The following is a 25,745-nucleotide window of genomic DNA, read 5'->3' as shown; positions in this document are numbered from 1 at the left end:
ATGGATCATGAAAATCTCTCTCCCCCGGCTGGCCGGCGCAGTTCAGCGATGGAATTTTCGGTTTGGCCGGGCTGGCGGATATTGATGCAGGACGCAGGGCTCGCAACCTCTCCCGTATTGCGTCGCGCGCAACTGCCGGCCGATTTGTTTTCGCGCCAGAACGTTCGCCTGGATTCGCGGAATTTCTTCAAGCTTTGGGAGGCCCTCGAAGCGGAGGCCCAATCCGTCGCCCCGGACTTGCCGGCGCCATTGCAAATCGCCCGGGTGATGACCTCCGACTGGTTCGACCCGGAACTCTTCGCAGCCCTCTGCAGTGCCAATATGGGCGGCGCGCTCGATCGAATTGCCAAGTACGTGAAGTTGATCGCGCCGATGGCCATCCGGATCGAACGCACGGTGGCGCACACCACGGTCACCGTCGATTTTCTGGATCCCGCCGAGCCGCCGCCCGGCGTGTTTCTGGCGTTCAAGCTGGTGTTCTTCGTGCAGTTGGCGCGGTTGGCAACGCGCAGCCAGGTGCAGCCGCTGCGAGTCAGTTGGCCATCGCCGCCGACCGTCGAAGCGGATGCGCTCACCTACAAGTCCTACTTCGGCATTCCCGTGACCGACGCGCCGCTGGCCACCCTGGTGTTCGCTGCCGCCGACGTCGAGCGGCCGTTCCTGACGGAGAACCACAAGATGTGGTCCTTCTTCGAGCCCACCTTGCGCCAGCGGCTGGCCGACCTGGATCGGACGGCCGGCATGACCGAACGCGTGCGCAGCACGCTGCTGGAGACCTTGCCGGCGGGCGAGGTCTCCATGCAGGCGGTCAGTCGAAGGCTTGCAGTCAGCACCCGCACGCTGCAGCGCAAGCTGCAGGAGGAGGGCACCTCGTTCCAGCAGACGCTGGACACCTTGCGCGAATCCCTGGCGCACCACTACCTGCGCAACACGGAAATGTCGGGCGCGGAAATATCGTTCCTGCTGGGCTTCGAGGATTCCAATTCCTTTGCCCGGGCGTTTCAGGCCTGGACCGGGAAGACGCCGCAAACGGTGCGGTCGGAAATGAGCGCTCGGGACCCCGTGCAACCTGAAGAGCACCAAGGCTGATCAGCGCCGCAACCCCCACAGCCCGTCGGCCGCGTGGGCCAGCCGCAGGACGTGGCGCATGCGATCCAGTTCCCGATCGAGAACGGCCACACCACGGGCACGGTGATCGAGAGCGACGGCGGGCTTCGGCGGGTCTGAAAACTCAGACGACCGGCACGCGCTGCGCGTCCGCCGGGCTCACATTGCGTCGGTAGAGCACCAGCGTGGCGATCAGCCCGCAGATCGCGGCGGCCGTCATCCACAGGCCCGGCGCGCCCTTGTCGCCGGTCATCTCGATCAGCCCCGTCGCGATGGCCGGCGTGAAGCCGCCGAACAGCGCGGTCGCCAGGCTGTAGGCCAGCGAGAAACCCGCTGTGCGCACGTTCACCGGCATCACCTCGGTGAGCGCCACCACCATCGCGCCGTTGTAGCTCGCGTAGAGGAACGACAGCCACAACTCGACCTCGAGCATGCGCGCGAAGCTCGGCGCGCCCACCAGCCACTTGAGCGACGGGTACGCGGTGAGGATGGTCAGCACGGTGAACAAAATCAGCAGCGGCTTGCGCCCCACGCGGTCCGACAGCGCGCCCATGATCGGCAGCCAGATGAAGTTCGAAATCGCCACGCACAGCGTGACGATGAGCGCATCGGTCGTGCTCAGGTGCAGCACCGACTTGCCGAAGGTCGGCGTGTAGACCGTGATCAGGTAGAACGACACGGTGGTCATCGACACCAGCATCATCCCGGCGATGACCAGCCCCCAGTTCGCGACCATCGACTGGAAGATCTCGCGCGCATCGGGGCGGTGCTTGCGCGCCATGAACTCCTCGGTCTCCTGCAGCGAGCGGCGGATGACGAACAGCACCGGCACGATCAGGCAGCCGACGAAGAAGGGCACGCGCCAGTAGAAGTCGCCGATCTCCTGCGAGGAGTAGGTCACGTTGAGCCAGTAGCCGAGCGCGGCCGCCACCACGATGGCGACCTGCTGGCTGGCCGACTGCCAGCTCACGTAGAAGCCCTTGCGGCCCGGCGTGGCCATCTCCGAGAGGTACACCGACACGCCGCCCAGCTCCACGCCCGCCGAGAAGCCCTGCAGCAGCCGGCCGATGAGCACCAGGAGCGGCGCGATGACGCCGATGGTCGCGTAGGCCGGCACGCAGGCGATCAGCAGCGTGCCGAGCGCCATCAGCGCCAGCGTGACGATCAGGCCCTTGCGGCGGCCGACGCGGTCGACATACGCGCCGAGAAAAATCGCGCCCAGCGGACGCATCAGGAAGCCCGCGCCGAAGGTCATGAAGGTCAGCATCAGCGAGGCGAACTCGTTGCCCGCGGGGAAGAACGCCTTCGAGATCTGCGTGGCGTAGAAGCCGAACAAGAAGAAGTCGAACATCTCCATGAAATTGCCGCCGGTCACCCGCAGGACCGTGGCAAATTTCGAGGAGGAGGAAGCCGTGGTGGAAGAAGGGCGGACGGCCGCGCCTTGTTGCGCAGCGGAGGGCGCAGGATTCATCTTGTTGTCCCCTTGGGCGATGTGTGTTCGCCAAGAGTAGGTCGGGCTCCCCGACCGCTACCTGACCCCGGGAGTCAGGTAGCTGTCACTCGCAGAGTGACGGTGTGCGCGCGTCAGGCTTTGTACTTGATCGAGCAGCCGTAGGGCCGCGTCGTGGCGGCCGAAATCGGCTTGCCGCCGAAGGCTTCGCCCAGCGCCTGGTTCACGTAGTTGGTCGCGGTCTTGATGTCGTCCGCGCGTGCCGACGCAATGCTGTCGATGCCGCCCGCATACACCAGCACGCCCTTGGGATCGATGATGAAGATGTGCGGCGTGGTGCGCGCGCCGTAGACCTGGCCGATGACGCCGTCCTCGTCCATCAGCACGGCGGTGGGCGCGGCCGATTGCGACTTCATCCAGGCATCGAGCGCGTCGGCCTTCAGGTAGTCGCTCGCGGCGCGTTCGGTGGAGTTGATGGCCAGCCACACCACGCCCTTGTCGGTCGCGGCCTTCTGCGTGGCGGGCATGTTGCCGCTGCCGTAGTGCTTGCGCACGAAGGGGCAGCCGGGGTTGGTCCATTCGAGCACCACGAACTTGCCGGCGAAGTCCGAGAGCTTGTGCTTGGCGCCGGTGGTGTCGACGGCCACGAAGTCGGGTGCCTTCTGGCCCACGGCCGGTGCGGCGAAGGCGTTGCCCATCAGGAATGCACCGCCGAGCGCGACAGCGGCAGCAACGACGGCACGGCGGGAGGCTCGGCTCAGGGCGGCGCGGGCATGGCGCGCGGCACGAAGGGACCGCGAGTCGGAGATTGGCGAGAGAGACATGGCCAGCTTGAGCTCCATTAGAAAATTCCAAACGACAACTGCAGCTTAGAACCGTTTCTTCAAGTGCATGTGACAACCCATGTCACGCAGTGGTCAAAGCGCGGCGAGTGCGGCGCGGACCTCTTCTTTACCCAAAATTTCGGTCAGCACGACTGGTGCCTTGCCCGGCGCCTGCAGCACGTAGACCGGCACGCCGCTGCGGCCGAGCGCGGTGAGCGCGGCGGTGATGGCGGGGTCGCGGCGGGTCCAGTCGGCGCGCAGCATCGCGACCTTCTTGGCATCGAAATCGGCCAGCACCTCGGCATCGGCCAGCGTGCGCTTCTTGTTGTACTGGCAGGTCACGCACCAGGCGGCGGTGAAGTCGATGAACACCGGCTGGCCGGCGCCCGAGAGCTCGCTCACGCGCTCGGCCGACCACGGTTGCCAGCGCTGGTTGGCAGTGCTGGCCGCAGCCAGCTTGGCCGGCTCCACCACCTGCAGCACATTGCGGCCGATGGCGCCGGTGAGCATGGCGGTGAAGGCGATCAGCACCGTGGCGATCACCAGCCGCGTGCGGCCGCGCAGCGTGAACGCCCAGACGATGGCGGCCAGGCACACCAGCAGCGCGAGCAGCGTGCCCGCGCCGTCGATGCCGCTTTGCTGGCCGAGGATCCAGACCAGCCATGCCACGGTGGCGAACATCGGGAAGGCCAGCAGGCGGCGCAGCGTGCCCATCCACGGGCCCGGCTTGGGCAGCAGGTGCGCAATGGCGGGCACGAAGCCGGCCACGAGGTAAGGCAGCGCGAGCCCGAGGCCCAGCGCCGCGAACAGGAGCAGCGCCTGCGCGGCCGGCAGGCCGATCGCGAAACCGAGCGACACGCCCATGAACGGCGCGGTGCAGGGCGAGGCGATCACCACGGCGAGCACGCCGGAGAGGAAGTCGTTGGCCAGCGGGTGCTTGGCCTGCGCAGTGCACATCGACGACGGCACCGCGTGGCCGAACTCGAACACGCCCACGAGGTTGAGGCCGATCAGCGTGAAGAGCCCCGCCAGCGCCGCCACCACGCCCGGCGACTGCAGCTGGAAGCCCCAGCCCAGTTGCGCGCCGGCCGCGCGCAGCGCGAGCATGGCGCCGCCGAGCGCGAGGAACGACAGCATCACGCCGCCCGTGTACGCGAGGCCCGCCTTGCGGTGCGCACTGGCGTTGCCCGCCTGCCGCGCAAAGCCCAGCACCTTGATCGCGAGGATCGGGAACACGCAGGGCATCAGGTTCAGCAGCAGGCCGCCGAGCAGCGCGCCCAGCAAGGCCATGGCGAAGGTGCCGGTGGGTTGGGCGGGCAGGTCGGTGGACGATGCCGATGCGACGGCGTTGGCGGCGTTTGCAGCGAGCGCGGCCTGCAGTGCGGGCGACACCTCGGTGCGCGCCGGTGTGGCGGCGGCGGGCCAGGTGCCCGCGACCGGCGCTTCCGTGCGCCACGCCACTGGCTGGCCCGGCTGGCGGTCGGCCTCGGCGAGCGCGACCACCACCGGCATCACCGTGGGGCTCGCGCTGCGCTGGTCGGCCAGCGGCATCGTCGCGGTCCAGGTGTTGCCTTGCCAGCTTTGCGTCCAGTCCTTGCCGGAGACGGCCGCGGTGCGGATCACCTCGGGGGTTTCGGGGAAGAAGGCCAGCGTCTTGCCTTGCACGGCGGCCGGCAGGCCTTCGAGCTTCACTTGCAGGTTGTTGCCATTGACCTCGATGCCGCCCGGTTTGGCCAGCGGCTGGGGCTGGGCGGCCTCTGCGGCGTCGAACTCGGCCTTGTGCAGCGCGGTCGAGCCCTGCAGCGGCAGCGAGAGCGTGAATTCGCCCTCTTCGGGGATGCATTCCTTGCGGCAGACCAGCCAGGAGGCCTTGAGCTTCACGTCCATCGCGGGCGTGCCGCCTGCGAGCGCCATCGGCGGCTTGTAGAGCGTCGACACCTCCAGCGGCACCGGCAGCAGCACGGTGTTCTCGTAGCCGTAGTTGGCGAGGCTGCCGACCGGGATCTTCTTCGGGACCGGCCAGGCGATTTCGCCGGTCGAGACGCCGGCGGGCAGCGTCCAGGTGAGCTCGGTGGGCAGGCCGGAATCGCCGGCGTTCTTCCAGTAGGTGTGCCACTCGGGCTGGTGCGTGATCTGCAGGCCGACCCAGGCCTGTGCGCCGGGCGCCACGCCGTCGGGCGCATGCGCGATCAGTTCGGCGCGCACGTGGGGGGTGGTGACGACGGCCCCGGTCTTGGAAGCCAGTTGCGCCGCAGCCGGCATGCTGGCTGCGGAGATTGCTATCAGAAGCGTAGCGAAATGGATGCGCGAGAAGATCATGCCGTCAGTCGGAGCGTTGGGGCAGGGCGAAGTTCCGGGGGCGTCAGGCTGCCGCGGTCGCCCAGCCCAGCACCACGCGCCGGCTGTTGGCGCTTTTCTTCTCGATCTTGGTGACCATGACCGCCCCGATTTCCGAGGTGTTTGCAACATGTGTGCCGCCGCAGGGCTGGAAGTCGATCTGCACTGCACCTTCGCCGCCGATGCGGATGGTGCGTACCGTGCCCGTGCCGCGCGGCGGCTGCACGCTCATGCTCTTGACCAGGGCCGGGTTCGCATCGAGCTCCTCGTCGGTGATCGCGCCCACGGTCAGCGGATGCGCCGCCTCAACCAGGCGGGCGAGGCCGGCGGTGAGCGCTTCCTTGTCGAGCGGATCGGTCATGTGGAAATCGATGCGCGCGTAGTCGGGCGTGATCGAGCAGCCGTTCACCGGCACCGGCACGAGGTGGCACAGCAGGTGGGAGGCGGTGTGAAAGCGCATCAGCCGGTGGCGGCGCTCCCAGTCGAGGCGGGCGGTGACGGTGTCGCCGGGCTTCAGCGCGGCCAGCAACTCGGCCTGTTCGGGCGCCGGCACATGGAGGAACTCATGGGTCGGCTGGCCTTCTTCATTCTTGGCCTTGCGGGTGTCGGCGATGAGGACTTCGCGGCCGTCGGCCAGGGCCAGCACGCCGCTGTCTCCCGCCTGCCCGCCGCCCAGCGGATAGAACACCGTGCGGTCCAGCACGATGCCGGCTTCGTCGATGCGCAGGATGCGGGCTTCGCAGGCGCGCAGGTAGGCGTCGGCACGGAACAGGTCGTCGGTCATGCGGCGATGGTAGCGGCGATGCGCGATTGGGGTGCGCCCACGCCAGAAAGCGCCCACGACCGACAGCCCCGGGGTTGCGCGGCCGGTCATGATCCGCCCGGTATGCGGCCCCCGCCGCGAAGGATCACGCATGAAAGTTCCGCAGCAAGCACCCACCCGTATCGGCTCTTCGATCTGGCAGTTGTCCGCCCTGGCCGTCGCGGCCGCATTGCTCGCGGGCTGCGGCGAGGCCGCCAAGCTGACCCCCGAGGTCACGACCGGCCCCCGCCCGCAGCTGGCCGAGCCGAACAAGACCCTGATTCCCACCGTCAACGTGGCACCCGCCGTCGGCTGGACCGACACCGCCGCGCCCACCCCCGCCGAAGGCCTGCGCGTGACGGCGCTCGCACGCGGCCTCGACCACCCGCGCTGGGTCTACACCCTGCCCAACGGCGACGTGCTGGTGGCCGAGAGCAACAAGCCGCCCAAGCCCGGCGGCAGCAGCGACGGCGGCAGCGGGCCGATCGCCCAGATCCGCAACTGGGTCATGGGCAAGGTCATGGGCCGCGCGGGCGCCGGCGTGCCCAGCGCCAACCGCATCACCCTCCTGCGCGATGCCGACGGCGACGGCGTGGCCGAGGTCAGGCAGGTCTTCATGACCAACCTCATGTCGCCCTACGGGATGGCGCTGGTGGGCAACGAACTCTTCATCGCGAATGCCGATGCGCTCGTGAAGGTGCCCTACACCGAGGGCGAGACCTCGGTGAAGGCCAATCCCACGCTGGTCACGCAACTGCCCGCGGGCATCAACCACCACTGGACCAAGAACGTGATCGCCAATGCCGACGGCACGAAGCTCTACGTGACGGTCGGCTCCAACAGCAACATCGGCGAGAACGGCCTCGCGGCCGAGGAAGGCCGTGCCGCGATCTGGGAGGTCGATGCGAAGACCGGCGAAAAGCGCCTCTTCGCCAGCGGCCTGCGCAATCCCAACGGCATGGGCTGGGACCCCGACACCAACGCGCTGTGGACCGTGGTGAACGAGCGCGACGAGATCGGCAGCGACCTCGTGCCCGACTACCTCACTTCGGTGAAGGAAGGCGCGTTCTATGGCTGGCCCTGGACCTACTACGGCGGCATCGTCGATGCGCGCGTCACGCCGCAGAACCCCGACATGGCGGCCAAGGCCATCGCGCCCGACTACGCGCTCGGCTCGCACGTCGCGCCGCTGGGCATGGCCTTCTCCCACGCGCGCGGCATGCCGCCGGAATTCGCGAGCGGCGTCTTCATCGGCGAGCACGGCTCGTGGAACCGCAAGCCCAAGTCGGGCTACAAGGTGGTGTTCGTGCCCTTCATCGGCGGCAAGCCGAGCGGGCCGCCGGTGGACATCCTCACCGGCTTTCTTACTGCGGATGAGAAGGCGCAAGGCCGGCCGGTGGGCGTGGCGCTCGACAAGAGCGGTGCGCTGCTGGTGGCCGATGACGTGGGCAACGCGGTGTGGCGCGTGTCGCGGGCCAAGCCGCAATAAGCCCCGGTAGGCAAGCCTCAGCGCTGCGGGCGGCGGATGCGGAAGAGCCGGTGCGCAAGCAGCGCGCTCCCCGCGGGTACGGCCGGATGGTCGAACGCGCCGGCCACGTCCTCGTGCATGCCGATGCGCTCCATCACCGCGGCCGAGCGCAGGTTGCCGACCGTGGTGAAGGCCACGATCTCGTCGAACCCCAGCCGTTCGAAGCCGACCTGCAACGCGCCGCGCGCGGCCTCGATCGCGAAGCCCTGGCCCCACGTGTGGCGCGCAAAGCGCCAGCCGATCTCGACGCACGGTGAAAACGGCAGGGTGGCCAGCGGCACGTTCAGCCCCGTGAAGCCGATGAATTCGCCTGTGGCTTTGTGCTCGACAGCCCAGAAGCCCCAGCCGTTCTGCTCGATGAGCGCCCTGGCGCGGCCGGCCGACGCATCGCTGTCGGCGCGCGTGGGCAAAGGCAGCAGAAATTCCATCACCTGCGGGTCGGCCGCCATCGCGGCAAAAGGCGCGAGATCGCTCTCGCGCCATTGCCTCAGCCGCAGGCGCGGCGTTTCGAATTCAATGAGGGGTTGAGCGTTGTCGGTCATGCGACCGATTGTGCTGACTCAGAACCCGGCCAGCACCACCTTGCCCTGCGCCTTGCCGCTTTCGATGAGCGCATGCGCCTTCTTCAAATTCGCGGCGTTGATGGTGCCGAAGCTCGCATTTGCCGTCGTGCGGATGCGGCCCGCGTCGACCAGCGCGGCTACCTCGGCCAGCAGCGCGCCTTGCTCGGCGATGTCGGGCGTGGTGAAGCGCGAGCGCGTGAACATCAATTCCCAGTGCAGCGAGATGCACTTGGTCTTCAACAGCATCGCGTCGAGCACCTTCATGTCGTCGATCACCGCGAGCTGGCCCTGGGGCTTCAGGCTCTCGATGATCTGCGCGTAGTGCTGCTCGGTCTGCGTGAGGCTGGCGACCATGTCGACCTCGCCGATGCCTGCGGCCTTGAGCTCCGCGGCCAGCGGCTTCGAGTGGTCGATGACCACGTGCGCGCCGAGCGCCAGGCACCACTCGCGTGTTTCGGGGCGCGAGGCGGTGGCGATCACGCGCAGCTGCGTGAGCTGGCGTGCGAGCTGGATGAGGATGGAGCCCACGCCGCCGGCACCGCCGGTGATCAGCAGCGTCTGGCCCGCGCCGCCGCCCTTGGGCACCTGCAGGCGGTCGAACAGCAGTTCATACGCGGTGATGGTGGTCAGCGGGAGTGCGGCGGCCTGCGCGTCGTCCAGGCTCTTCGGTGCGATCGCGGCGATGCGCTCGTCCACCGCATGCAGCTCCGAATTGGCGCCGGGGCGAATGATCGAGCCCGCGTAGTACACGCGGTCGCCGACCTTGAAGTTCTCGACGCCGCTGCCGATGGCTTCGACGATGCCGACCGCATCCCAGCCGAGGACCTTGGCCTGCCCGGCTTCAGGCGCGGCGTTCTTGCGGACCTTGGTGTCGACCGGGTTGACCGACACCGCCTTCACGCGCACCAGCAGGTCGCGCGCACCGGCGACGGGCGCGGGCAGTTCGATGTCCTGCAGCGACTCGGCGTTGTCGATGGGAAGGGGCTGGTAGTAACCGATGGCTTTCATGACGGGGGACCTTTCTGTAACGATGGCTCGACTGTAGGATGGCAACGGGCATTTGATAAGACTGCCTGAAACAGCAACACTTTCAAATGAAGATTGAAAATACATCGGACCTGCAGGTGCTCGTGCACACGGCGCGGGGCGGCACGCTCACGGCCGCGGCCCATGCGCTGGGCATCACGCCGGCGGCCGCCAGCGCCACGCTCAAGCGGCTGGAAACCCAGCTCGGGGCGCGTCTGTTCGAGCGTTCCACGCGTGCGATGCGCCTCACGCCGCAGGGGCAGACGCTGCTCGACTATGCGGTACGGGCGTTCGAGCTGCTCGACGAGGGCGAGTCGCTGGTCACGGCGGACCGCGGCGAACTGGTCGGCACCCTGCGGGTCGCTGCGCCGTCCGATCTCACGCGCAGCACGCTCTTGCCGTGGTTCGACGAATTCCTTGCCTTGCATGCCGGCGTGCAGCTCTCGCTTTCGGTCGGCGACCGCCCGCTGGACGTGATGCGCGACGAGGTCGACGTGGCGCTGCGTTATGGCGCGCTGGCCGATTCGCGGCTGGTGGCGCGGCCTTTTGCGGTGACGAATCCGTTGCTGACGGCCTCGCCCGAGTACCTCGGCCGCCATCCCGCGCCGAAGACGCCGCAGGATCTGGTGCATCACAACTGCCTGATCTTCAATCGCGGCGGGCGGCGGCACCGCATCTGGCGGTTTGCGCAGAACGGGCAGTGGACCGAGGTGCGGGTGAGCGGCAACCGCAGCGTGGATGACGCCTCGCTGGCGCGCGAGTGGGCGGTGGCGGGGTATGGCATCACGCTGAAGTCGGCGCTCGATGTGCGCGACGACATTCGCAGCGGGCGGCTGGTGCACCTCATGACTGATTGGCAGACTGAGCCTTATCCGCTGCATGCGCTGTTGCCTAGTGGGCGCTTTGTGCCGGCGCGGGTGCGGGCGTTCGTTGATTTTCTTGCGTTGAAGTTCGAGGGGTTGAGGCTTGGTTCTTGATTGGTTTTTTTGAGGCTGCTGGCCGGGTCTCGCCCCGGCGGGCGACTCACTTTCTTTTGCTTCGCCAAAAGAAAGTAAGCAAAGAAAAGGCGACCCTGCTGTCTGCGTCCCTCCGCTTCGCTACGGGCAACCTGCGGTGCTCGCGTTTCGCGGGGTCTCGCAGAACTCGCTTCGCTCAAACAGCTGCGAGCCCTGATCCGCGAAACGCTGCGCTCCTCGGCGCATACAGAAGGGCTTCGGGGCGGGCCATCGCTTTGCTCGGCCCTCTGATTTCTTTCGGGCCTTCGCTTCGCTCGGCTTTGGATTTGCTCCCTCTCCCCTTGGGGAGAGGGCTGGGGTGAGGGCGGCGGCGGGCTAAAGCGCACGCCCTCAAATCATCGGCGTGACCGCCCCATCCATCGCCACGATCGCTCCCGTCACATAGCTTGCCTTCGGCGACGCCAGAAACACCACCGTGTTGGCAATCTCTTCCGGCGTCGCGATGCGCCCCAGCGGCAGCCGCGCGGTGGCGCGCTTCAAGGCCTCGTCGGTGTCGATGCCCTGCAGCTTCGCGTCGGCCTTCATGCCTTCCTGCAGCCGCGCGGTCAGCGTGAGGCCGGGGTTCACCGCGTTCACGCGCACGCCCTTGGCGGCATAGGCGGCGGCCATGCCGGCGCTCACCAGCATCAGCGCCGCATTGGCCGCGCCGCCGGCCATGTGCACGGGGCTCGCGACCTTGCCACCCTGGCCGATCACGTTGACGATCGCGCCGCGGCCGCGCTGGCCCATGCGCTTGACCACCGGGTCGATCATGTGGATGTAGGTGAAGTACTTCGCGTCCATCGCGTCGTGCCACGCGGCGGGAGTCAGGTCGTCGGGCGGGGTGCGGCGCGCGGCGCCGGCCGAGTTGACGAGCACGTCGACCGGGCCGAAGGCTTTTTCGGCCGCATCGAACGCGGCCACGGCGCTGGCCGGGTCCTTCAGGTCGGCGGCATGCACCGAGACCCGGCCTTCGGCCCCGGCGAAGCTGTCGACGAGCGTCTTGCGGCCCTGCTCCAGGTTCTGCAGGTCGCGCGAGACGAGGCTCACGCGCGCGCCCTCGCGCAGGAAGCCCAGCGCGCAGGCCAGGCCGATGCCCTTGCTGCCGCCGGTGATGAGAACGTGCTGATCCTGGAGCTGGAGATCCATGGGAATGTCCTTGGGAGAGGTTGCCGATCTGGGAGTCGCGTGGATTGAATCACCGCTCTAAGATCGCCGGATGAACGCATCCCCGGTATCCCTGCCCCGCTTCTGGTCTCACCTCACCACGCGCGACTTCGCATCGCTCGATGTGGCAGCCACCGTGGCGGTGCTGCCGTTGGGCGCCACCGAGCAGCACGGTCCGCACCTGCCGCTGGGCGTGGACACGGTGCTGGCCGACGGCATCGTGGCCGCATCGCTGCCGCTGCTGCCGGCGGATCTGCCGGTGCTGTTCCTGCCGACCCAGCAGATCGGCCTCAGCCCCGAGCACGCTCGTTTCGCGGGCACGCTCACGCTGTCGGCCGAGACCCTGATCCGCATGTGGAGCGAAATCGGCGCCGGCGTCGCGCGCGCCGGCGTGAAGAAGCTGGTGCTCTTCAATGCGCACGGCGGCCATGTGGGCGCGATGGACATCGTGGCGCGCGAGCTGCGTGCGGCGCACGGGCTCATCGTCTACAGCGTGAGCTGGTTCAACCTGCCGCTGGGCGATGCGGGCGCGCAGTTCAGCGCGGGGGAGCACCGCTTCGGCGTGCACGCGGGCGAGATCGAGACCTCGATGATGCTGGCGCTGACCCCGCAACTCGTGCGCATGGGCGAGGCGAAGGATTTCCGATCGACTTCGGAGCAGCGCGCCACCGACTACGCGATCCTCGGCAACGGCAAGAGCGCCAAGCTCGGCTGGGCGATGGAGGACTACAACGCGCAGGGCGCGGCCGGCAACGCGGCCGCGGCGACGGCGGCGAAGGGGCAGGCGGTCGTCGATGCGGCCGCCCAGCAACTGGCGCTGCTGCTGGCGGAGGTGTCGCGCCTGCCGCTGGACACGGCCAACACCCAGCCGCTTCCCTGATCCGTCTTCAGGACGCGTTGCGCGCGAGCACGCCAGCGAACATGTCGGAATCGACATTGCCGCCGCTCACGCTGACGCCCACCGTCTTCCCGCGCCAGCGCGCCTGCTGCTGAAGCGCGCCAGCCAATGCGGCGGCCCCGGCGCCTTCGGCCACGTTGTGCGTGTCGCTGAAAAGGATGCGCATCGCCTCGCCCACCTCGTCGTCGGTCACGGTGATCACGTCGTCGGCTTCGCGCAGGATCACCTCGACCGATTCGGGCACCGGCACGCGGCAGGCCATGCCGTCGGCCAGTCGCGTGCTGACCGGCGACTCGACCGGCTTGCCCGCGCGGAAGGAATCGCGGTACGCCGTCGCGTGGGCCGACACCACGCCGATGATCTTGGTCGACACGCCGCAATGCGCGCGTGCCACGGCCGCGCCGGCAAAGCCCGACCCCAGGCCGATGGGCACGAACAGCACGTCGGGCGGTGCGTCCTTCAACGCGCTGAAGAATTCGACATACGCGGTCGATACGCCGCGCACCAATTCGCGATGGAACGAGGGCACGCGGTGCAGCGCGTCACGCTCGGCCAGCAGGGCCGCGTGTTCCGACGCCGCCTGGAAGTCGTCGCCATGCTCGACCAGCGTGACGCCGAGCGCGCGCATCGCGGCGTTCTTCTCCTGCGAATTGCCGTGCGGCACCACGATGGTCGCGCCCAGCCCATGCCGCCGCGCTGCGAAGCCGAGCGACTGGCCGTGGTTGCCGCGCGTCGCGCTGATCACGTGGCGCACTTCGGGCTGCTCGCGCGCGAGGGTCTCGAAGTAGGTCAGGCCGCCGCGGATCTTGAAGGCGCCGACCGGCGTGTGGTTCTCGTGCTTGGCCCAGAGCGTGGCGCCCAGGCGCTGCGACAGCAGCGGCCAGGTGTATTGCGGCGTGGGCGGCATCGCCGCATGCACGGTGCGCTGTGCGGCTTCGATCTCTTCGCGGGTGAATTTCACGGAGGTCCTTCTTGTTGGCTTACTTGCGTTCTGTCAGGGCGACCCGCACCGCCAGCGCGGCCAGCACGCTGCCCATCACGTAGCGCTGCGCGCGCAGCCAGCCGGCGCTTTGCGACAGCACCGCGGTGATGCTCGCGGCGCCGAAGATCATCACCGTGTTGACCACCGCGCTGCTCGCCATCTGCGCTATGCCCAGCTGCACGCTCTGCAGCAGCACCGAGCCGCGTTCGGGATGGATGAACTGCGGAAAGAACGACAGGTAGAACATCGCCACCTTCGGGTTCAGCAGGTTCGTGAGAAAGCCCATGCGGAACAGCTTGCCCGGTGGATCGGCCGGCAGCGCGCGCGCCTCGAAGGGCGCGTTGCCGCCGGGTCGCACCGCCTGCCATGCGAGCCACAGCAGGTAGGCCGCGCCGGCGATGCGGATCGCATCGAACGCGAGCGGCACCGCCAGCAGCAGCGCGGTGAGCCCGAGTGCGGCGGCGAACAGGTGCACCAGGAACGCCATCAGCACACCGCCCAGCGAGATCATTCCCGCGCGGCGGCCCTGGATCAGCGTGCGCGAGACGCAATAGATCATGTTCGGCCCCGGCGTGAGCGCCAGCAGCAGCGAGGCGAGGGCGAACCAGGCGATCTCGGTCAGGGTCAGCATGTCAGAGTCCTTTGGATTCGAGCGTGACGGGGCCGCGCGGCGTGTCGAACACCGCAACGAGGTTCGGCGGGCCGGCGTCCACCTTCAGGGCGCCCATGCCGATGGCCGAGAGCGCGGCGGCAAGCGCAGGTGCGCGCGGATGCGCGACATGCAGCGAGCGCAGCGCGAGACCCGAGGCGGGCATGGCATCGACTGGATGCACCGGCCCCCATTGGATCAACGTCGGCAGCGCGCCGTAGAACAGGCGCTGGCCGTCGTCGCGCACCGTGATCTGCCATTCGAGCCGCCCGGCCGGCGTGTCGCGCGAGGCCTCGAGCAACTGACCGCGGTCGATGTGCGCGTGCTCCTCGTGGGCCAGCGCGCGCGTTGCGGCGACGGCATCGGGCACGCGCGCGACGAAGTGGATCAGGTGCGGCCCGTGCTGCGCGAGGCCGGCCTGCAGCGCCGCATCGTCCAGGTCGAACCAGCGGCGCGTGCCGGGCCGCGATGGCTCCTTGCCGGGCTCGATCGCGATGATTTCCGCATAGACACGCGGGAACGCATCGCTCGCCACATTCAGCAGCCGGTTGTGCGTGCCCATCAGCGGATGCGCGCCGCCCGGCCCGGGCGTGACGCCGAGCGTTGCTTCGCACCACGCCACGCCCTCGGCCAGCGAAGCGGCGGCGATCACCAGGTGGTCGAGTTCGGCGTGCATGGCAAAGCCTCTCAGAGCGTGACGTTGCCGTCGACGCAGGTCACGGCATCGCCGCCGACCCAGATCTTTCCTTCGCCGTCGCGCTCGATGTACACGCGGCCCGCGCGGCCGAGGCACTGGCCCTGCGCGGCGAGGTAGCGCTCGGGCATGTGGCCGTCGGCGATCAGCCATTCGGCCAGGCTCGCGTTCAGGCTGCCGGTGACCGGGTCTTCCTGCACGCCGATCGGTTCGGCGAAGGCACGCACTTCGAGGTCGATCTTCGCGCCGTCGTCGTACTCGGCGGCCTTGCGGTTGCCGAAGGCACGGGCCTCGCGGTTCGAGCGGCCGATCAGCGGCGAGATGTCGACCGCCGCGGGCACGCCCGCCACGCCGGCCTTCACGCCCAGTTCCTTGAGCATGCGGTGGTCGGGCTGCAGCGCCAGCACCGCATCGGCATCCTCGACCAGCAGGCCGAACCAGACCGGGCCGTTGTCCAGCACCTGCGCCGCGATGATCTGCTGCGCCTTCAACCCGAGCGCGCCGGCCACCTTGGCCAGCAGCGCGGGGCTCGGCGCGCTGCGCTTGAGCGGCGGCGCGGCAAAGGCCAGCCGGTCGCCGTCGCGGCGCAGCGGCACGAGGCCCGCGCCGCATTGCTGCACCACGCGGCCGGCCACCTTGGACTTGCCGCCGGCCTGCAGCCACGCGTGGCAGCTGCCGATGGTCGGGTGGCCCGCAAAGGGCAGCTCGCCACCGGGCGTGAAGATGCGCACGCGGTAGTCGGCCGTCGGTTCGGTCGGCGGCAGGAGGAAGGTGGTCTCGGACAGGTTGGTCCACTGCGCGAAGCGCTGCATCGCGGCATCGTCCAGGTCCGCGCCGTCGATGACCACGGCGAGCGGATTGCCGCGGTAGGCCGTGGCGGTGAAGACGTCGACTTGCTTGAAGGGGCGGGATTTCATCGGGTTCATTCGAGGGCTAGGTCGAGCACGCCGCGCGCGCCCGGGCGGGAAAGAAGATCGGCGTACCAGCGCTCCACATTCGGCCAACTGGGCCGGCGGTACTCGGCGCCCGGCAGGCCGAACCAGCGGTGCGCTTCGCAGCCCACGGGAATGTCGGCCATGGTGAAGCGCTCGCCGCCCATGTAGGCGCGCTGCGCGAGGTGCGTGTCGAGCATGGCGAACAGCGCTTCGCTCTGGCGCACCGAGGCCTCGATCAATGCCGGCTGGCGTTCCGACGGCGGCGTGCGCACCCATTGGATGAAAGCGCCGTGGCTCGCGCGGTTGAGCGTGGTCTGCTGCCAGTCCATCCAGCGCTCGGCGTCGAAGCGCGCGGGCAGTTCGCTCGGATAGAGGGTGCCGTGCGAATGCTTGGCGCAGAGGTAGCGCAGGATCACGTTCGACTCCCAGAGCGTCACGCGCTCGGCGCCTTCGCCGTCGTCGATGGTCGGCACCATCGCATTCGGGTTGAGCGCGAGGTATTCGGGCGTCTGCACCATGCCGAACTTGCCGCCGGCCTCGGTGCGCTGGAAGTCCAGGCCGAGCTCTTGCGCGCACCACACGACTTTGCGGACGTTGATCGAGCTGATGCGGCCCCAGATGTTGAGCATGGTGTTCAGTGTCCTTGAGTGGGAAGTGCGGCTACGGAGGCCGCGGGTCGGTCGAGCATCAGCAGGCGGATGGCCAGGCCGACCATCACCAGCGCGAGCAGGGTGCGTTGGAATTTCTCGGCGCCAGGCCGGCGCTGCAGCCAGCGCCCGACCTGTCCGCTGCAGGCGCCCAGCAGTGTGTTGAACGCAAGCGCGGCCATCGAAAGAACGACGCCCAGTTGCACCAGCTGCAGCGCCACGCTGCCGCGCGACGGATCGACGAACTGCGGCAGGAACACCATGAAGAACAGCAGCGCCTTCGGATTGACGAGGTTGTTCAAGAGCGCCATGCGCACGATGCGCCCGAAGCCAGCGGGCTGGGCCTGCGCACCCATGCGAAGGCCGCCACCACTGCGCAGCGCTTGCACCGCGAGCCACACCAGGTACAGCGCGCCCGCATAGCGCAGCACGTCGAACGACGGCGGCCACGCTGCGACCAGCGCAGTGACGCCGGTCGCCGCAAAGAGCGTGTGCACCAGGTCGGCCGCCGAGATGCCGATCGCCGCCGCGAACCCGCCGCGCGGGCCGTGCGCCACGCCGTGCGAGAGCACGAAGGCCATGTTCGGTCCAGGCGAGAGGAACAGCGCCAGCACCGCGAGCAGAAAGAGCGAGAGCGTCGCGAGTCCGATCATCGGCAGGTCCCCTTGCCTTAGACCGATGCAGGCGCGAGCTTGTGCTCGCCGAGCAGTGCCAGCTCTTCGCGCAGCGTGAGCGCGAGCGCGGCGATGGCGGTGGCTATTTCCTCCTCGCTGGCCGTCACGAACGACAGGCGCAGCGTGCGCGGATCGCCCAGGCCCGCGTAGAACGGCGCGCCGGGCACGAAGGCCACGTTGCGCTCGACCGCCTTGGGCAGCAGTTTCACGGTGTCGATGCCCTCGGGCAGGCGCGCCCACAGGAACATGCCGCCCTTGGGCGCGTTGAACTTCACGTCCAGGCCGGCCATCTCGCGGGTGAGCGCGGCGATCATCGCGTCGCGCTGGCGCTTGTAGAGTGCGCGGATCGTGGGCACGTGGCGGTCGAGGAAACCGTCCTTCATCACGGCCGACACCATGCGCTGCGTGAAGATCGGGGTGTGCAGGTCGACCGCCTGCTTGGCCTGCAGCAGCTTCGGGTAGATGGCCTTCGGCGCGACCAGGAAGCCCAGGCGCAGGCCGGGCGCCAGCACCTTCGAGAACGAACCCAGGTAGATGCAGCCCTCGGGGTTGCGCGCGGTCAGCGGCAGCGGCGGGGCTTCGTCGAACCAGAGTTCGCCATAAGGGTTGTCTTCGATGATCGGGAGGCCCGCTTCGGCGGCGGCGGCAGAGACGGCGGCGCGTCGCTCTTCCGTCATGGTGCGGCCCGTCGGGTTCTGGAAGTTGGGCAGCAGGTAGACGAAGCGTGCGTCCTTCGCCTTGGCCACGAGGTCGTCGACGATCACGCCGTCTTCGTCGCTCGCCACGCTCATCGGGTTCGGCTCCATCGGGCCGAAGGCCTGCAGCGCGCCGAGGTAGGTGGGCGTTTCGACCAGCACCTTGCTGCCCGGATCGATCAGCACCTTGGCCACGAGGTCCAGGCCCTGCTGCGAGCCGGTGGTGATGAGCACCTGTGCGGGATCGACGTTCCACGGCAGCATGTCGGCCACGGCCTGGCGCAGCGGCGCATAGCCTTCGCTCGCGGCGTACTGCAGCGCGGCCTGGCCGTCGTTGTGCAGCACTTCGGCGCAGGCGTCGGCAAAAGCCTGGATCGGGAAGGTCTTGGGCGAGGGCAGGCCACCCGCCAGGCTGATGATGCCGGGGCGTTCGGTGACCTTGAGGATTTCACGCAGCACCGACGGGTTCATCTTGGCGGCGCGGGCGGCGAGTTTCCAGTTCATGGCGTTTCTTCTTTCAGGCGGGTGAGGTGAGATTCGATGGCAGGTCGCCATGGGTTGCAACATGGATTTTGTTGCAACCGGCGCGGAGTGGAGCGGTCATCGGCTTCTTCCGGCTGCGCCCGCTGGGAGCGGCGCCGCTACCGGTGCGGCCTGCGGCTGCGAGAGCCGCTTGCCGATGACCACCGTGGCCACCACCGCGATCGCGAAGCCCAGCGTCACCACATCGAGCGGTTCGCCCAGGATCGGGATCGACGCGAGGATCGACAGAAAGGGCTGCAGCAGTTGCGTCTGGCTCACGCGCAGTGCGCCGCCGAGGGCGAGGCCGCGGTACCAGGCGAAGAAGCCGATCCACATCGAGAACATGCCGACGTAGACGAAGCCCAGCCACGACGCCGTGGCGATGGGCTGCGTCGGCCACAGCGCCAGCGTGGCCGGCAGCGTGAAGGGCAGTGCCATCACGCAGACCCAGCAGATCACCCGCTCGGCGCCCAGCGAAGGCGTGACCTGCGCGCCGTAGATGTAGCCGAACGACGCCGCGATGACCGCGCCCACCAGCAGCAGGTCGGCCCATTCGAAGCCGAAGCCATGGCCGCTCTGGCTCGCGCGCAGCACCGAGAACACCACCACCAGCAGGCTGCCCGCGATGGCGCAGAGCCAGAAGCCCAGCCGCGCACGCTGATGCAGCACCCATGCGGCGACCGCCGCGGTGACCAGCGGCAGCAGCGCCGTCACCACCGCCGCGTGGCTGGCCGTGACCACACGCAGCGCATAGGCCAACAGCAGCGGAAAGCCGATGCAATTGCCCAGCACCGCGATGCCCAGCGGCCGCCACTGGTGCGCGGCCGGCCGCGGCGAGCGCGTGACGATGAGGAAGATGGCCGACAGCACGCCTGCCAGCGCCGCGCGCCCGAGCGTGACGAACCAGGGCGAGAGCTGCGGTGCGTCTTGCGAGCCGGTGGCCAGCCGTGTCATCGGCAGCGTGATGGCGAACATGGCGACGCCGAGCACCCCGAGCCACATGCCCAGCGTCTCGTCCTTGATGTTCAACCGGCCGCTCATACGCTCACCATCCACCAGGCCGTGAGCACCAGCACCAACCCCATCGCGCGGTTGAACCACAAAAGGCGCTTGCCCTTGGCCAGCCAATCGCGCAGCAGCGCACCGACCAGCGCATAGGCGAAGTTGCTGGTGAAGGCATAGAACAGCATCACCGGCGCGACGATGGCGAAGCGCGAGAGGGCATCGGGCTGGCCGGCGATCCACCCGGCCACCAGCGTGAGCGCGAGGAGCCAGGCCTTGATGTTGACGAACTGCAGCATCACGCCCTGGCCGAAACCGACCGAGAGGCTGGCGCTGTCGGCCTTGCCGAGCTTGGCGCTGCCGCTGAGCTTGTACGCCAGCCACAGCAAGTAGGCGATGCCCAGGCCCTTGATCGCCAGGCGCAGCGGCGGCACCGCCACCACCAGCGCGCCGAGGCCGGCGGCGCAGATCGCCAGCAGCAGCGTCCAGCCGATCGGCACCGCGACCACGAAGCGCATCGCGCGCGGCAGTCCGCCGTTGGCCGCCAGGGCGGTGGAAAGCGTGGTGTTGGGGCCGGGCGAAAAACTCATCGCCGTGGCCAGCACCAGCAGCGCGGTGAATTCTTGCCAGTTCATGGCACACACTCTAAACTTGTGACCATTACAGTGCCAGTACAGATGATCGGACAAATAGGGAATCTGTATTGGTCATTCCTTCGACACAGCCCATCGACACAGCATGCTGACTCGAACCTCCACCCAGTCGTTGACCGGCCAACTGGCCGACCGTTTGGCCGAGCGCATCCGCACCCGGTTGCTGCCGCCCGGTGCCCGGCTGCCCTCGGTGCGCGAATGCGCGCGGCAGCAGGGCGTGAGCCCGTACACGGTGGTCGCCGCCTACGACCAACTGCTCGCGCAGGGCCTCGTAGAAGCCCGCCGGCAGCGCGGCTTCTACGTGCGGGATTCGGCACCGGTACAGGACAGCCGCCCGAGCAACGGCGCGGGTGCGCCGGGCCTGAGCGGCATGCCGGCGGCGATGGCCGTGCAGATGATGGCCTCGCGCGTCCCAGCCGACGCCAGTTCGCTGATCCGCAGCATGTTCCACCGCCCGAGCGACAAGCCGCAGCCCGGCATGGGCGTGTTCCCGCCGGACTGGATGTCGTCCACCTTCATGCCCACGGCCGTGCGGCGCATGACCAGTACAGCCGTGCTGCAGGAGCTGTCGCTCCAGTACGGCGAGCCCGCCGGCGACATGAGCCTGCGCCGCAGCCTCTCGCAGAAGCTGGTGGGCATCAACGTGCCGGCCGCGCCGGACCAGATCATCACCACCATCGGCGCGACCCATGCGCTGGACATCGTGAGCCGCACGCTGCTGCGCCCGGGCGATCCGGTGATGGTCGAGGAGCCCGGCTGGGCGCTGGAGTTCGCGCGGCTCGAGGCGCTGGGCATGCGCATCCTGCCGGTGCCGCGCCGCGCCGACGGGCCCGACCTGGAGGTGATGGCGCAGTACTGCGTGCTGCACAAGCCCAAGCTCTTCGTGAGCGTGAGCGTGCTGCACAACCCGACCGGCTACAGCCTTACGCCCGGGAGCGCCCACCGGGTGCTCAAGCTGGCGAACGAGCACGACTTCCACATCGTCGAGGACGACACCTACAGCCACCTCGCACCCGAGCACGCTACGCGGCTGAGCGCGCTCGACGGGCTGCAGCGCACCGTCTACGTGAGCGGCTTCGCCAAGATCATCGCGCCCAACTGGCGCATCGGCTTCCTGGCCGCGCCGCCCGCGCTGAAGGAGCGGCTGCTGGAGACCAAGCTCCTGGCCACGCTGACCTCGCCCACGCTGTTCGAGCGGGCCTTGTCGTGGTGCATCGACCAGGGGCAGTTGCGCCGGCATGCGGAGCGCGTGCGCATCCGGCTCGACGGCGCGCGCGGGCGGTCGGTGAAGCTCGCGATGTCGCACGGCTGCACCTTCGCCTCGGAGCCGGCGGGGCTGTTCGGCTGGGTCGACACGGGCGTCGACACCGACGCGCTGACCCAGCGCATGCTCGATCAGGGCTACCTGCTGGCGCCGGGCTCGCTGTTCCATGCGCGCCGGCCACCGAGCACCATGATGCGGATCAACTTCGCGACCTCGCAGGACGCGACCTTCTGGAAGGTCTTCAGCAAGGTTCGAAGCGAGCTCTGACGGCGGGTAAAAGGCGGCGCCTGGCGGGCCAAAGGCCGGGGGCTTGGAGTAAGCTGCCAGCACAAGAAAACCCAGCCAGGAGACCTCCCGCATGACCAACGCCAGCCAACCTTTCAACTTCAGCCAGTTCGTCCCCGGATTCGACTTCCTGAAGAACCTGGCCGGGGGCGCCGCCGCAGGCACCGGCGCCGCATCGTCGGTGCCGGGCATCCCGAGCCTGGCGAGCTGGGTGGCGCCCACGCTGAGCGTGGAAGAGGTCGACAAGCGCATCCAGGAACTCAAGACCGTGCAGTACTGGCTCGAGCAGAACGGCCATGCGCTCAAGGCCACGATCCAGGCGCTCGAGGTGCAGAAGATGACGCTCTCGACCCTGCGCGGCATGAACGTGCGGATGGAAGACCTGGCGAGCGTGTTCACCAAGCAGGCCGCAGCCGCGCCGGCCCCTGCACCTTTTGCAGCCACCGCCGCGCCCGAACCCGAGCCGGTCGAGGAAGAAGACGAAACCGAGATCGAGGAAGAAGAAGCACCGGCGCCCAGGAAAAAGCCGCGCGCCAAGCCCGCCTCGGGCAAGTCGGCTGCCGCCGAAGGCGTGGTCGATCCGATGCAATGGTGGGGCTCGCTGACCGAGCAGTTCCAGCAGATCGCCAGCACGGCGCTGCAGGACGCGGCCCAGCTCAAGGTCCCCGCCATGGCCCAGCCGCTGGCCGATGCGGTCGGCAAGGTGATGGGCAAGACGACGGCCGTAGCAAAGAAGCCCGCGGCCAAAACTGCGGCGAGAACTGCGGCCAGGAAGGCGGCAACGCCCGCCGCGAAGAAAAAGACGTCGGCCACCGCGCGCAAGCGAACCACCGGCCGCCGCTGACGTCCTACACATTCCACTTTTGAAGAGAACGGGTTGGCACGCATCATGAAGTTGTTTCCCACTGGTCATGCCACCCATCCGCAATGGCGCATGGCGGCCGGTCTCGTGCTGGCCCAGTTGCGCGCGCAGATGGCCCTGCCCGACTACGCGTCGGCGCCGACGCTCGGGCTGCTCTACATCACCGACCACTACGCAGCCGAGGCGCAGGACATCCTCGATCACCTGAGCGCTGAACTGCCCGAGGTGACCGACTGGTCGGGCACCGTCGGCATCGGCGTCTCGGCCAACAACGCCGAGTACTTCGACGAACCGGGCATGAGCCTCATGCTCTGTGCGCTGCCGAGCGACCAGTACCGCGTGTTCTCGGGCGTGGCGCCGCTGAGCAATTCGGAGATGAGCGGGTTCGAGGCGCACACCGCGCTCGTCCATGCCGACCCCGCAACGCCCGACCTCACCGAGCTGATCGGCGAGATGGCCGGCCGCGTCGACACCGGCTATCTCTTCGGCGGACTCTCGTCGGGCCGTGGCGGTGCGCTGCAGTTCGCGGTGGGCGGCAACGGCAACATCCGCGGCCACGGCGCCGCGGGCGGCGTGTTCTCGGGCGGCCTGTCGGGCGTGGTGTTCGGCGAAGGCGTGCGGGTGGTGTCGCGCGTCACGCAGGGCTGCCAGCCGCTGCGCTCGGGCGTGCGCGAGCGCGAGATCACCGAGGCCGACGGCAACCTCCTGCTCAAGCTCGACGGCGAGCCCGCGCTCGATGTGCTGCTGGCCGACCTGCAGGTGTCGCTCGAACGGCCGCAGGAAGCCATCGACGCCGTGCGCAACACGCTGGTCGGCCTGGCCGACGCGGGCAGCGACGGCGTGCGCCGCACCGGCGACCTGGGCGCCGACGTGCTGGTGCGCCACATCATCGGCCTGGACCCGACGCGCCGCGGCATCGCGATCGCCGACACGGCCGAGGCCGGCATGCGGCTGACCTTCTGTCGCCGCAATGCGCAGGCTGCGCGGGCCGACCTGATGCGCATCTGCGCGGAGATCCGCGAAGAGCTGGAGCCGGAAGAGCAGACGCTGGCCACCGCCCGTGCCGTCGCTGCTGGCGAAGCGGAGGCCGCGCCGCACCCCGCGCGCCGCATCGCGGGCGCGGTGTACGTGAGCTGCTCCGGGCGCGGCGGGCCGCACTTCGGCGCACCTGGCGCCGAACTGCAGATCGTGCGCCACGCGCTGGGCGACGTGCCGCTGGTCGGCTTCTTCGCCGCAGGTGAAATCGCCCGGCACCACCTGTATGGCTACACCGGTGTGTTGACGGTGTTCACCAGCAAGGATTGACGGATCGCGATCAGGCCGCTTGCAGCACGCGCGGCTGCGGCGCCGGCATGCCGGTGAACGCAAAGTCCACCTCCGGCGCCAGCCCGCTCACGATCCGAGCGATCGACTTGCCCGATCCGCACGCATGCGTCCAGCCCAGCGTGCCGTGGCCTGTGTTCAGGTACAGGTTCGGCAGCTTCGTCTTGCCGATCATCGGCACGTTGCTCGGCGTCGCGGGGCGCAGGCCCGTCCAGAACTGGGCCTGCGTGGTGTCGCCGGCGCCGGGGAACAGTTCCTCGACGCGGCGCACGATGGCTTCGCAGCGCACACGGTTCAGGTCGCGGTCGTAGCCATTGAGCTCGGCCGTGCCGGCGATGCGCAGGCGGTCGCCCGATTCAGACGTGTAGCGCGAGAACACGAGCTTGTATTCGTCGTCGGTCAGCGAGACTTGGTGCGCCTTCGACGCGTCCTTGACGGGCAGCGTCACCGAGTAGCCCTTGGCCGGGTAGATCGGCAGGCGGATGCCCAGCGGCGCGGCGTACAGCGGGCTGAGCGATCCCATCGCGAGCACGAAGGCGTCTCCGCGGATGCGCTGGAAGCGGCCTTCGTTGTCGGTCGCCTCGACGTGGTCGATGCTGCCGCCGGCTTCGCGCAGCGCGGTGACGGTGTGGCTCATGAGGAACTTCACGCCGGCCGCGGCGGCGAGGCCGACCAGCTCGCGGGCGAAGCGGTTGGCGTCGCCGGATTCGTCCTCGGCCGTGTAGGTGGCGCCGGCCAGCTGGGAGCGGATGTGGGCGAGGGCGGGCTCGATCTTCACCGCCTCGTCGGCCGAGATCACCAGCCGCTCGCAGCCGAGGGCGCGCATCTGCTCGGCCGGCTTGAGTGCGCCGTCGAACTCCTTCTGTGTCGTATAGAAATGCAGGATGCCCTGGGTGCGCTGGTCGTAGCTCAGGCCCGTGTCGCGGCGCAGCTGCTGCAGCGTGTCGCGGCTGTAGGTGCCCAGGCGCACGATCTGCTCGATGTTGTGCTTCGTGCGCGCCGGCGTGCATTCGCGCAAAAACTGCAGGCCCCAGAGCCACTGGCGCATGTCGGCGCGGATGCGAAAGAGCAGCGGGGCGTCTTCCTTGCCCAGCCACTGCAGCACCTTGAGCGGCGCGCTGGGGTTGGCCCAGGGCTCGGCGTGGCTGACTGATATTTGCCCGCCGTTGGCGAAGCTGGTTTCGGCGGCGGGGGTGGCCTGCCGGTCGATGACGGTCACTTCGTGGCCGAGTTGCTGGAGGTAATAAGCCGAAGTCACGCCGAGCAGGCCGGCGCCAAGAACGATCACGCGCATTGCAGGTACCTTTGAGGTGCAGCGCTTGAATGGCGGGCGTGGTGTGCTACTGATTCAATAGCAAGCAACCGGACGTCCGCCGTCCAAGTTGCCGCTCCCCCTGTCCTCGGTACCTGAGAGATTCACCTGTTGCACTTTTGCAACGGGTTTGCTCCTTCGGTGCATCGCGACACCTTTGCAGGGTGCGATGGCTCTCCAGACGGCGTTTGATGTGATGCAGTACTGACCCCTTGTTCGGGCCGACCTGAGCGTTTATGGGAGTTTGCGCCTTCGGTAGGGCCACCGGGGTGGCCCGCTCTCCTGCAGTGCGGCGATTGTAGGCGGGCACCGCGGATGCGCCAACCCCGGGTTTCGGCCCCTTGGGCCGATGGGATAATCCTCCGTTCATTTCGCCGGAGGGCGATCGTTCCACAACAACAGGGGACCTCATGATCCTGGTAACCGGCGGCGCGGGCTTCATTGGCGCCAATTTCGTACTCGACTGGATCGCGCAAAGCGATGAGCCGGTCGTGAATCTGGACAAACTGACCTATGCGGGCAACCTGGAGACGCTCGCGTCGCTCAAGG

25 protein-coding genes and 2 riboswitches are annotated in these 25,745 nt (G+C 68.5%); of the genes, 8 read left to right on the top strand and 17 right to left on the bottom strand.

Translation table 11 applies throughout. The features are described 5' to 3' along the window. Entirely contained in the window at positions 1–1,089 is a 1,089-nt protein-coding gene (locus tag NU688_RS19450) for an AraC family transcriptional regulator (RefSeq protein ID WP_257862447.1), read from the top strand. Positions 1,090–1,231: 142 nt separating this feature from the next. On the opposite strand, the gene NU688_RS19445 is transcribed toward NU688_RS19450, so the two are convergent. The 4 genes from NU688_RS19445 to NU688_RS19430 all read right to left on the bottom strand — a co-directional run bounded on the left by NU688_RS19445 (position 1,232) and on the right by NU688_RS19430 (position 6,502). After that, positions 1,232–2,578, bottom strand: a complete 1,347-nt coding sequence (locus NU688_RS19445; RefSeq protein WP_257862446.1) for an MFS transporter — start codon at positions 2,576–2,578, stop codon at positions 1,232–1,234. 113 nt (positions 2,579–2,691) lie between these two features. Then, positions 2,692–3,381, bottom strand: coding sequence for a redoxin domain-containing protein (locus NU688_RS19440; RefSeq protein ID WP_241027154.1), 690 nt, complete (start codon positions 3,379–3,381; stop codon positions 2,692–2,694). 93 nt (positions 3,382–3,474) lie between these two features. Next, entirely contained in the window at positions 3,475–5,700 is a 2,226-nt protein-coding gene (locus NU688_RS19435) for a protein-disulfide reductase DsbD (RefSeq protein WP_257862445.1), read from the bottom strand. 43 nt (positions 5,701–5,743) lie between these two features. After that, on the bottom strand, positions 5,744–6,502 hold the full coding sequence (locus tag NU688_RS19430; protein WP_257862444.1) for an alanyl-tRNA editing protein: 759 nt from the start codon (positions 6,500–6,502) through the stop codon (positions 5,744–5,746). A gap of 130 nt (positions 6,503–6,632) precedes the next feature. Here NU688_RS19430 and NU688_RS19425 point away from each other — a divergent pair, with 130 nt between their 5' ends. Next, entirely contained in the window at positions 6,633–8,009 is a 1,377-nt protein-coding gene (locus tag NU688_RS19425; protein ID WP_257862443.1) for a sorbosone dehydrogenase family protein, read from the top strand. A gap of 17 nt (positions 8,010–8,026) precedes the next feature. Here the strand turns inward: NU688_RS19425 and NU688_RS19420 are convergent, their stop codons facing one another. After that, complete coding sequence (locus NU688_RS19420; protein WP_257862442.1) at positions 8,027–8,590, bottom strand: GNAT family N-acetyltransferase; 564 nt, start codon at positions 8,588–8,590, stop codon at positions 8,027–8,029. An 18-nt stretch (positions 8,591–8,608) separates the two neighbouring features. Beyond that, the gene (locus NU688_RS19415) at positions 8,609–9,619 is read right to left on the bottom strand and encodes a zinc-binding alcohol dehydrogenase family protein (protein ID WP_257862441.1); all 1,011 of its coding nucleotides are present in this window, start codon (positions 9,617–9,619) and stop codon (positions 8,609–8,611) included. 86 nt (positions 9,620–9,705) lie between these two features. On the opposite strand from NU688_RS19415, the gene NU688_RS19410 reads away from it, so the two are divergent. Beyond that, on the top strand, positions 9,706–10,614 hold the full coding sequence (locus NU688_RS19410) for a LysR family transcriptional regulator (RefSeq protein WP_257862440.1): 909 nt from the start codon (positions 9,706–9,708) through the stop codon (positions 10,612–10,614). Between the two features lie 369 nt (positions 10,615–10,983). On the opposite strand, the gene NU688_RS19405 is transcribed toward NU688_RS19410, so the two are convergent. Beyond that, positions 10,984–11,781: an SDR family oxidoreductase gene (locus NU688_RS19405; RefSeq protein WP_257862439.1), complete on the bottom strand. Its 798-nt coding sequence runs from the start codon at positions 11,779–11,781 to the stop codon at positions 10,984–10,986. Positions 11,782–11,851: 70 nt separating this feature from the next. On the opposite strand from NU688_RS19405, the gene NU688_RS19400 reads away from it, so the two are divergent. Continuing rightward, complete coding sequence (locus NU688_RS19400) at positions 11,852–12,679, top strand: creatininase family protein (RefSeq protein WP_257862438.1); 828 nt, start codon at positions 11,852–11,854, stop codon at positions 12,677–12,679. Between the two features lie 7 nt (positions 12,680–12,686). On the opposite strand, the gene NU688_RS19395 is transcribed toward NU688_RS19400, so the two are convergent. From NU688_RS19395 to NU688_RS19355, 9 genes are all read right to left on the bottom strand, one after another. Further along, a complete protein-coding gene (locus tag NU688_RS19395) occupies positions 12,687–13,658 on the bottom strand; it encodes a threonine dehydratase (RefSeq protein ID WP_257862437.1) in 972 nt (323 codons plus the stop codon). A 19-nt stretch (positions 13,659–13,677) separates the two neighbouring features. Beyond that, positions 13,678–14,310 (bottom strand): LysE family translocator, encoded by a 633-nt coding sequence (locus tag NU688_RS19390; protein ID WP_257862436.1) that lies wholly within the window; start codon positions 14,308–14,310, stop codon positions 13,678–13,680. Between the two features lies 1 nt (position 14,311). Continuing rightward, positions 14,312–15,004: a VOC family protein gene (locus tag NU688_RS19385; protein ID WP_257862435.1), complete on the bottom strand. Its 693-nt coding sequence runs from the start codon at positions 15,002–15,004 to the stop codon at positions 14,312–14,314. An 11-nt stretch (positions 15,005–15,015) separates the two neighbouring features. After that, complete coding sequence (locus NU688_RS19380; RefSeq protein WP_257862434.1) at positions 15,016–15,939, bottom strand: PhzF family phenazine biosynthesis protein; 924 nt, start codon at positions 15,937–15,939, stop codon at positions 15,016–15,018. A 5-nt stretch (positions 15,940–15,944) separates the two neighbouring features. Next, entirely contained in the window at positions 15,945–16,586 is a 642-nt protein-coding gene (locus NU688_RS19375; protein WP_257862433.1) for a glutathione S-transferase family protein, read from the bottom strand. A gap of 5 nt (positions 16,587–16,591) precedes the next feature. Beyond that, positions 16,592–17,257 (bottom strand): LysE family translocator, encoded by a 666-nt coding sequence (locus tag NU688_RS19370; RefSeq protein WP_257862432.1) that lies wholly within the window; start codon positions 17,255–17,257, stop codon positions 16,592–16,594. Positions 17,258–17,274: 17 nt separating this feature from the next. Further along, positions 17,275–18,477, bottom strand: a complete 1,203-nt coding sequence (locus NU688_RS19365) for a PLP-dependent aminotransferase family protein (protein WP_257862431.1) — start codon at positions 18,475–18,477, stop codon at positions 17,275–17,277. 96 nt (positions 18,478–18,573) lie between these two features. Further along, positions 18,574–19,536 carry a DMT family transporter gene (locus NU688_RS19360; protein ID WP_257862430.1) on the bottom strand — a complete coding sequence of 321 codons (963 nt, stop codon included), beginning with the start codon at positions 19,534–19,536 and terminating at the stop codon, positions 18,574–18,576. Continuing rightward, positions 19,533–20,132 carry a LysE family translocator gene (locus tag NU688_RS19355; protein ID WP_257862429.1) on the bottom strand — a complete coding sequence of 200 codons (600 nt, stop codon included), beginning with the start codon at positions 20,130–20,132 and terminating at the stop codon, positions 19,533–19,535. Before NU688_RS19355 ends, NU688_RS19360 begins: the two co-directional genes overlap by 4 nt. A gap of 103 nt (positions 20,133–20,235) precedes the next feature. On the opposite strand from NU688_RS19355, the gene NU688_RS19350 reads away from it, so the two are divergent. The 3 genes from NU688_RS19350 (at position 20,236) to NU688_RS19340 (ending at position 23,866) form a co-directional block, all read left to right on the top strand. Beyond that, complete coding sequence (locus NU688_RS19350) at positions 20,236–21,681, top strand: PLP-dependent aminotransferase family protein (protein ID WP_257862428.1); 1,446 nt, start codon at positions 20,236–20,238, stop codon at positions 21,679–21,681. Positions 21,682–21,772: 91 nt separating this feature from the next. Next, entirely contained in the window at positions 21,773–22,543 is a 771-nt protein-coding gene (locus tag NU688_RS19345; protein WP_257862427.1) for a PhaM family polyhydroxyalkanoate granule multifunctional regulatory protein, read from the top strand. A 45-nt stretch (positions 22,544–22,588) separates the two neighbouring features. Continuing rightward, positions 22,589–23,866, top strand: a complete 1,278-nt coding sequence (locus NU688_RS19340; protein ID WP_257862426.1) for an FIST C-terminal domain-containing protein — start codon at positions 22,589–22,591, stop codon at positions 23,864–23,866. 10 nt (positions 23,867–23,876) lie between these two features. On the opposite strand, the gene NU688_RS19335 is transcribed toward NU688_RS19340, so the two are convergent. After that, a complete protein-coding gene (locus NU688_RS19335) occupies positions 23,877–25,178 on the bottom strand; it encodes a D-amino acid dehydrogenase (protein ID WP_257862425.1) in 1,302 nt (433 codons plus the stop codon). Positions 25,179–25,268: 90 nt separating this feature from the next. After that, positions 25,269–25,387: riboswitch (glycine riboswitch) on the bottom strand. Between the two features lie 3 nt (positions 25,388–25,390). Then, a riboswitch (glycine riboswitch) is annotated at positions 25,391–25,491 on the bottom strand. Between the two features lie 115 nt (positions 25,492–25,606). Here NU688_RS19335 and NU688_RS19330 point away from each other — a divergent pair. Next, positions 25,607–25,745 (top strand): NAD-dependent epimerase/dehydratase family protein (locus NU688_RS19330; RefSeq protein ID WP_257862826.1); only part of this gene is annotated, 139 nt, incomplete at its 3' end.

The sequence above is a fragment of the Variovorax sp. ZS18.2.2 genome, assembly GCF_024701975.1.
In the GTDB taxonomy this organism is placed as follows: Bacteria; Pseudomonadota; Gammaproteobacteria; order Burkholderiales; family Burkholderiaceae_C; genus Variovorax.
Note: the sequence above shows the minus strand (reverse complement) of the source record. Positions and strands in the feature narration are given on the sequence as shown.

Coding starts and splice junctions, on each gene's coding strand:
- NU688_RS19350 (WP_257862428.1), top strand. CDS start 20,236: ATGCTGACTCGAACCTCCACCCAGTCGTTGACCGGCCAACTGGCCGAC.
- NU688_RS19355 (WP_257862429.1), bottom strand. CDS start 20,132: ATGAACTGGCAAGAATTCACCGCGCTGCTGGTGCTGGCCACGGCGATG.
- NU688_RS19365 (WP_257862431.1), bottom strand. CDS start 18,477: ATGAACTGGAAACTCGCCGCCCGCGCCGCCAAGATGAACCCGTCGGTG.
- NU688_RS19445 (WP_257862446.1), bottom strand. CDS start 2,578: ATGAATCCTGCGCCCTCCGCTGCGCAACAAGGCGCGGCCGTCCGCCCT.
- NU688_RS19340 (WP_257862426.1), top strand. CDS start 22,589: ATGAAGTTGTTTCCCACTGGTCATGCCACCCATCCGCAATGGCGCATG.
- NU688_RS19430 (WP_257862444.1), bottom strand. CDS start 6,502: ATGACCGACGACCTGTTCCGTGCCGACGCCTACCTGCGCGCCTGCGAA.
- NU688_RS19400 (WP_257862438.1), top strand. CDS start 11,852: ATGAACGCATCCCCGGTATCCCTGCCCCGCTTCTGGTCTCACCTCACC.
- NU688_RS19375 (WP_257862433.1), bottom strand. CDS start 16,586: ATGCTCAACATCTGGGGCCGCATCAGCTCGATCAACGTCCGCAAAGTC.
- NU688_RS19415 (WP_257862441.1), bottom strand. CDS start 9,619: ATGAAAGCCATCGGTTACTACCAGCCCCTTCCCATCGACAACGCCGAG.
- NU688_RS19440 (WP_241027154.1), bottom strand. CDS start 3,381: ATGTCTCTCTCGCCAATCTCCGACTCGCGGTCCCTTCGTGCCGCGCGC.
- NU688_RS19360 (WP_257862430.1), bottom strand. CDS start 19,536: ATGAGCGGCCGGTTGAACATCAAGGACGAGACGCTGGGCATGTGGCTC.
- NU688_RS19390 (WP_257862436.1), bottom strand. CDS start 14,310: ATGCTGACCCTGACCGAGATCGCCTGGTTCGCCCTCGCCTCGCTGCTG.
- NU688_RS19380 (WP_257862434.1), bottom strand. CDS start 15,939: ATGAAATCCCGCCCCTTCAAGCAAGTCGACGTCTTCACCGCCACGGCC.
- NU688_RS19450 (WP_257862447.1), top strand. CDS start 1: ATGGATCATGAAAATCTCTCTCCCCCGGCTGGCCGGCGCAGTTCAGCG.
- NU688_RS19345 (WP_257862427.1), top strand. CDS start 21,773: ATGACCAACGCCAGCCAACCTTTCAACTTCAGCCAGTTCGTCCCCGGA.
- NU688_RS19435 (WP_257862445.1), bottom strand. CDS start 5,700: ATGATCTTCTCGCGCATCCATTTCGCTACGCTTCTGATAGCAATCTCC.
- NU688_RS19420 (WP_257862442.1), bottom strand. CDS start 8,590: ATGACCGACAACGCTCAACCCCTCATTGAATTCGAAACGCCGCGCCTG.
- NU688_RS19335 (WP_257862425.1), bottom strand. CDS start 25,178: ATGCGCGTGATCGTTCTTGGCGCCGGCCTGCTCGGCGTGACTTCGGCT.
- NU688_RS19405 (WP_257862439.1), bottom strand. CDS start 11,781: ATGGATCTCCAGCTCCAGGATCAGCACGTTCTCATCACCGGCGGCAGC.
- NU688_RS19385 (WP_257862435.1), bottom strand. CDS start 15,004: ATGCACGCCGAACTCGACCACCTGGTGATCGCCGCCGCTTCGCTGGCC.
- NU688_RS19370 (WP_257862432.1), bottom strand. CDS start 17,257: ATGATCGGACTCGCGACGCTCTCGCTCTTTCTGCTCGCGGTGCTGGCG.
- NU688_RS19410 (WP_257862440.1), top strand. CDS start 9,706: ATGAAGATTGAAAATACATCGGACCTGCAGGTGCTCGTGCACACGGCG.
- NU688_RS19425 (WP_257862443.1), top strand. CDS start 6,633: ATGAAAGTTCCGCAGCAAGCACCCACCCGTATCGGCTCTTCGATCTGG.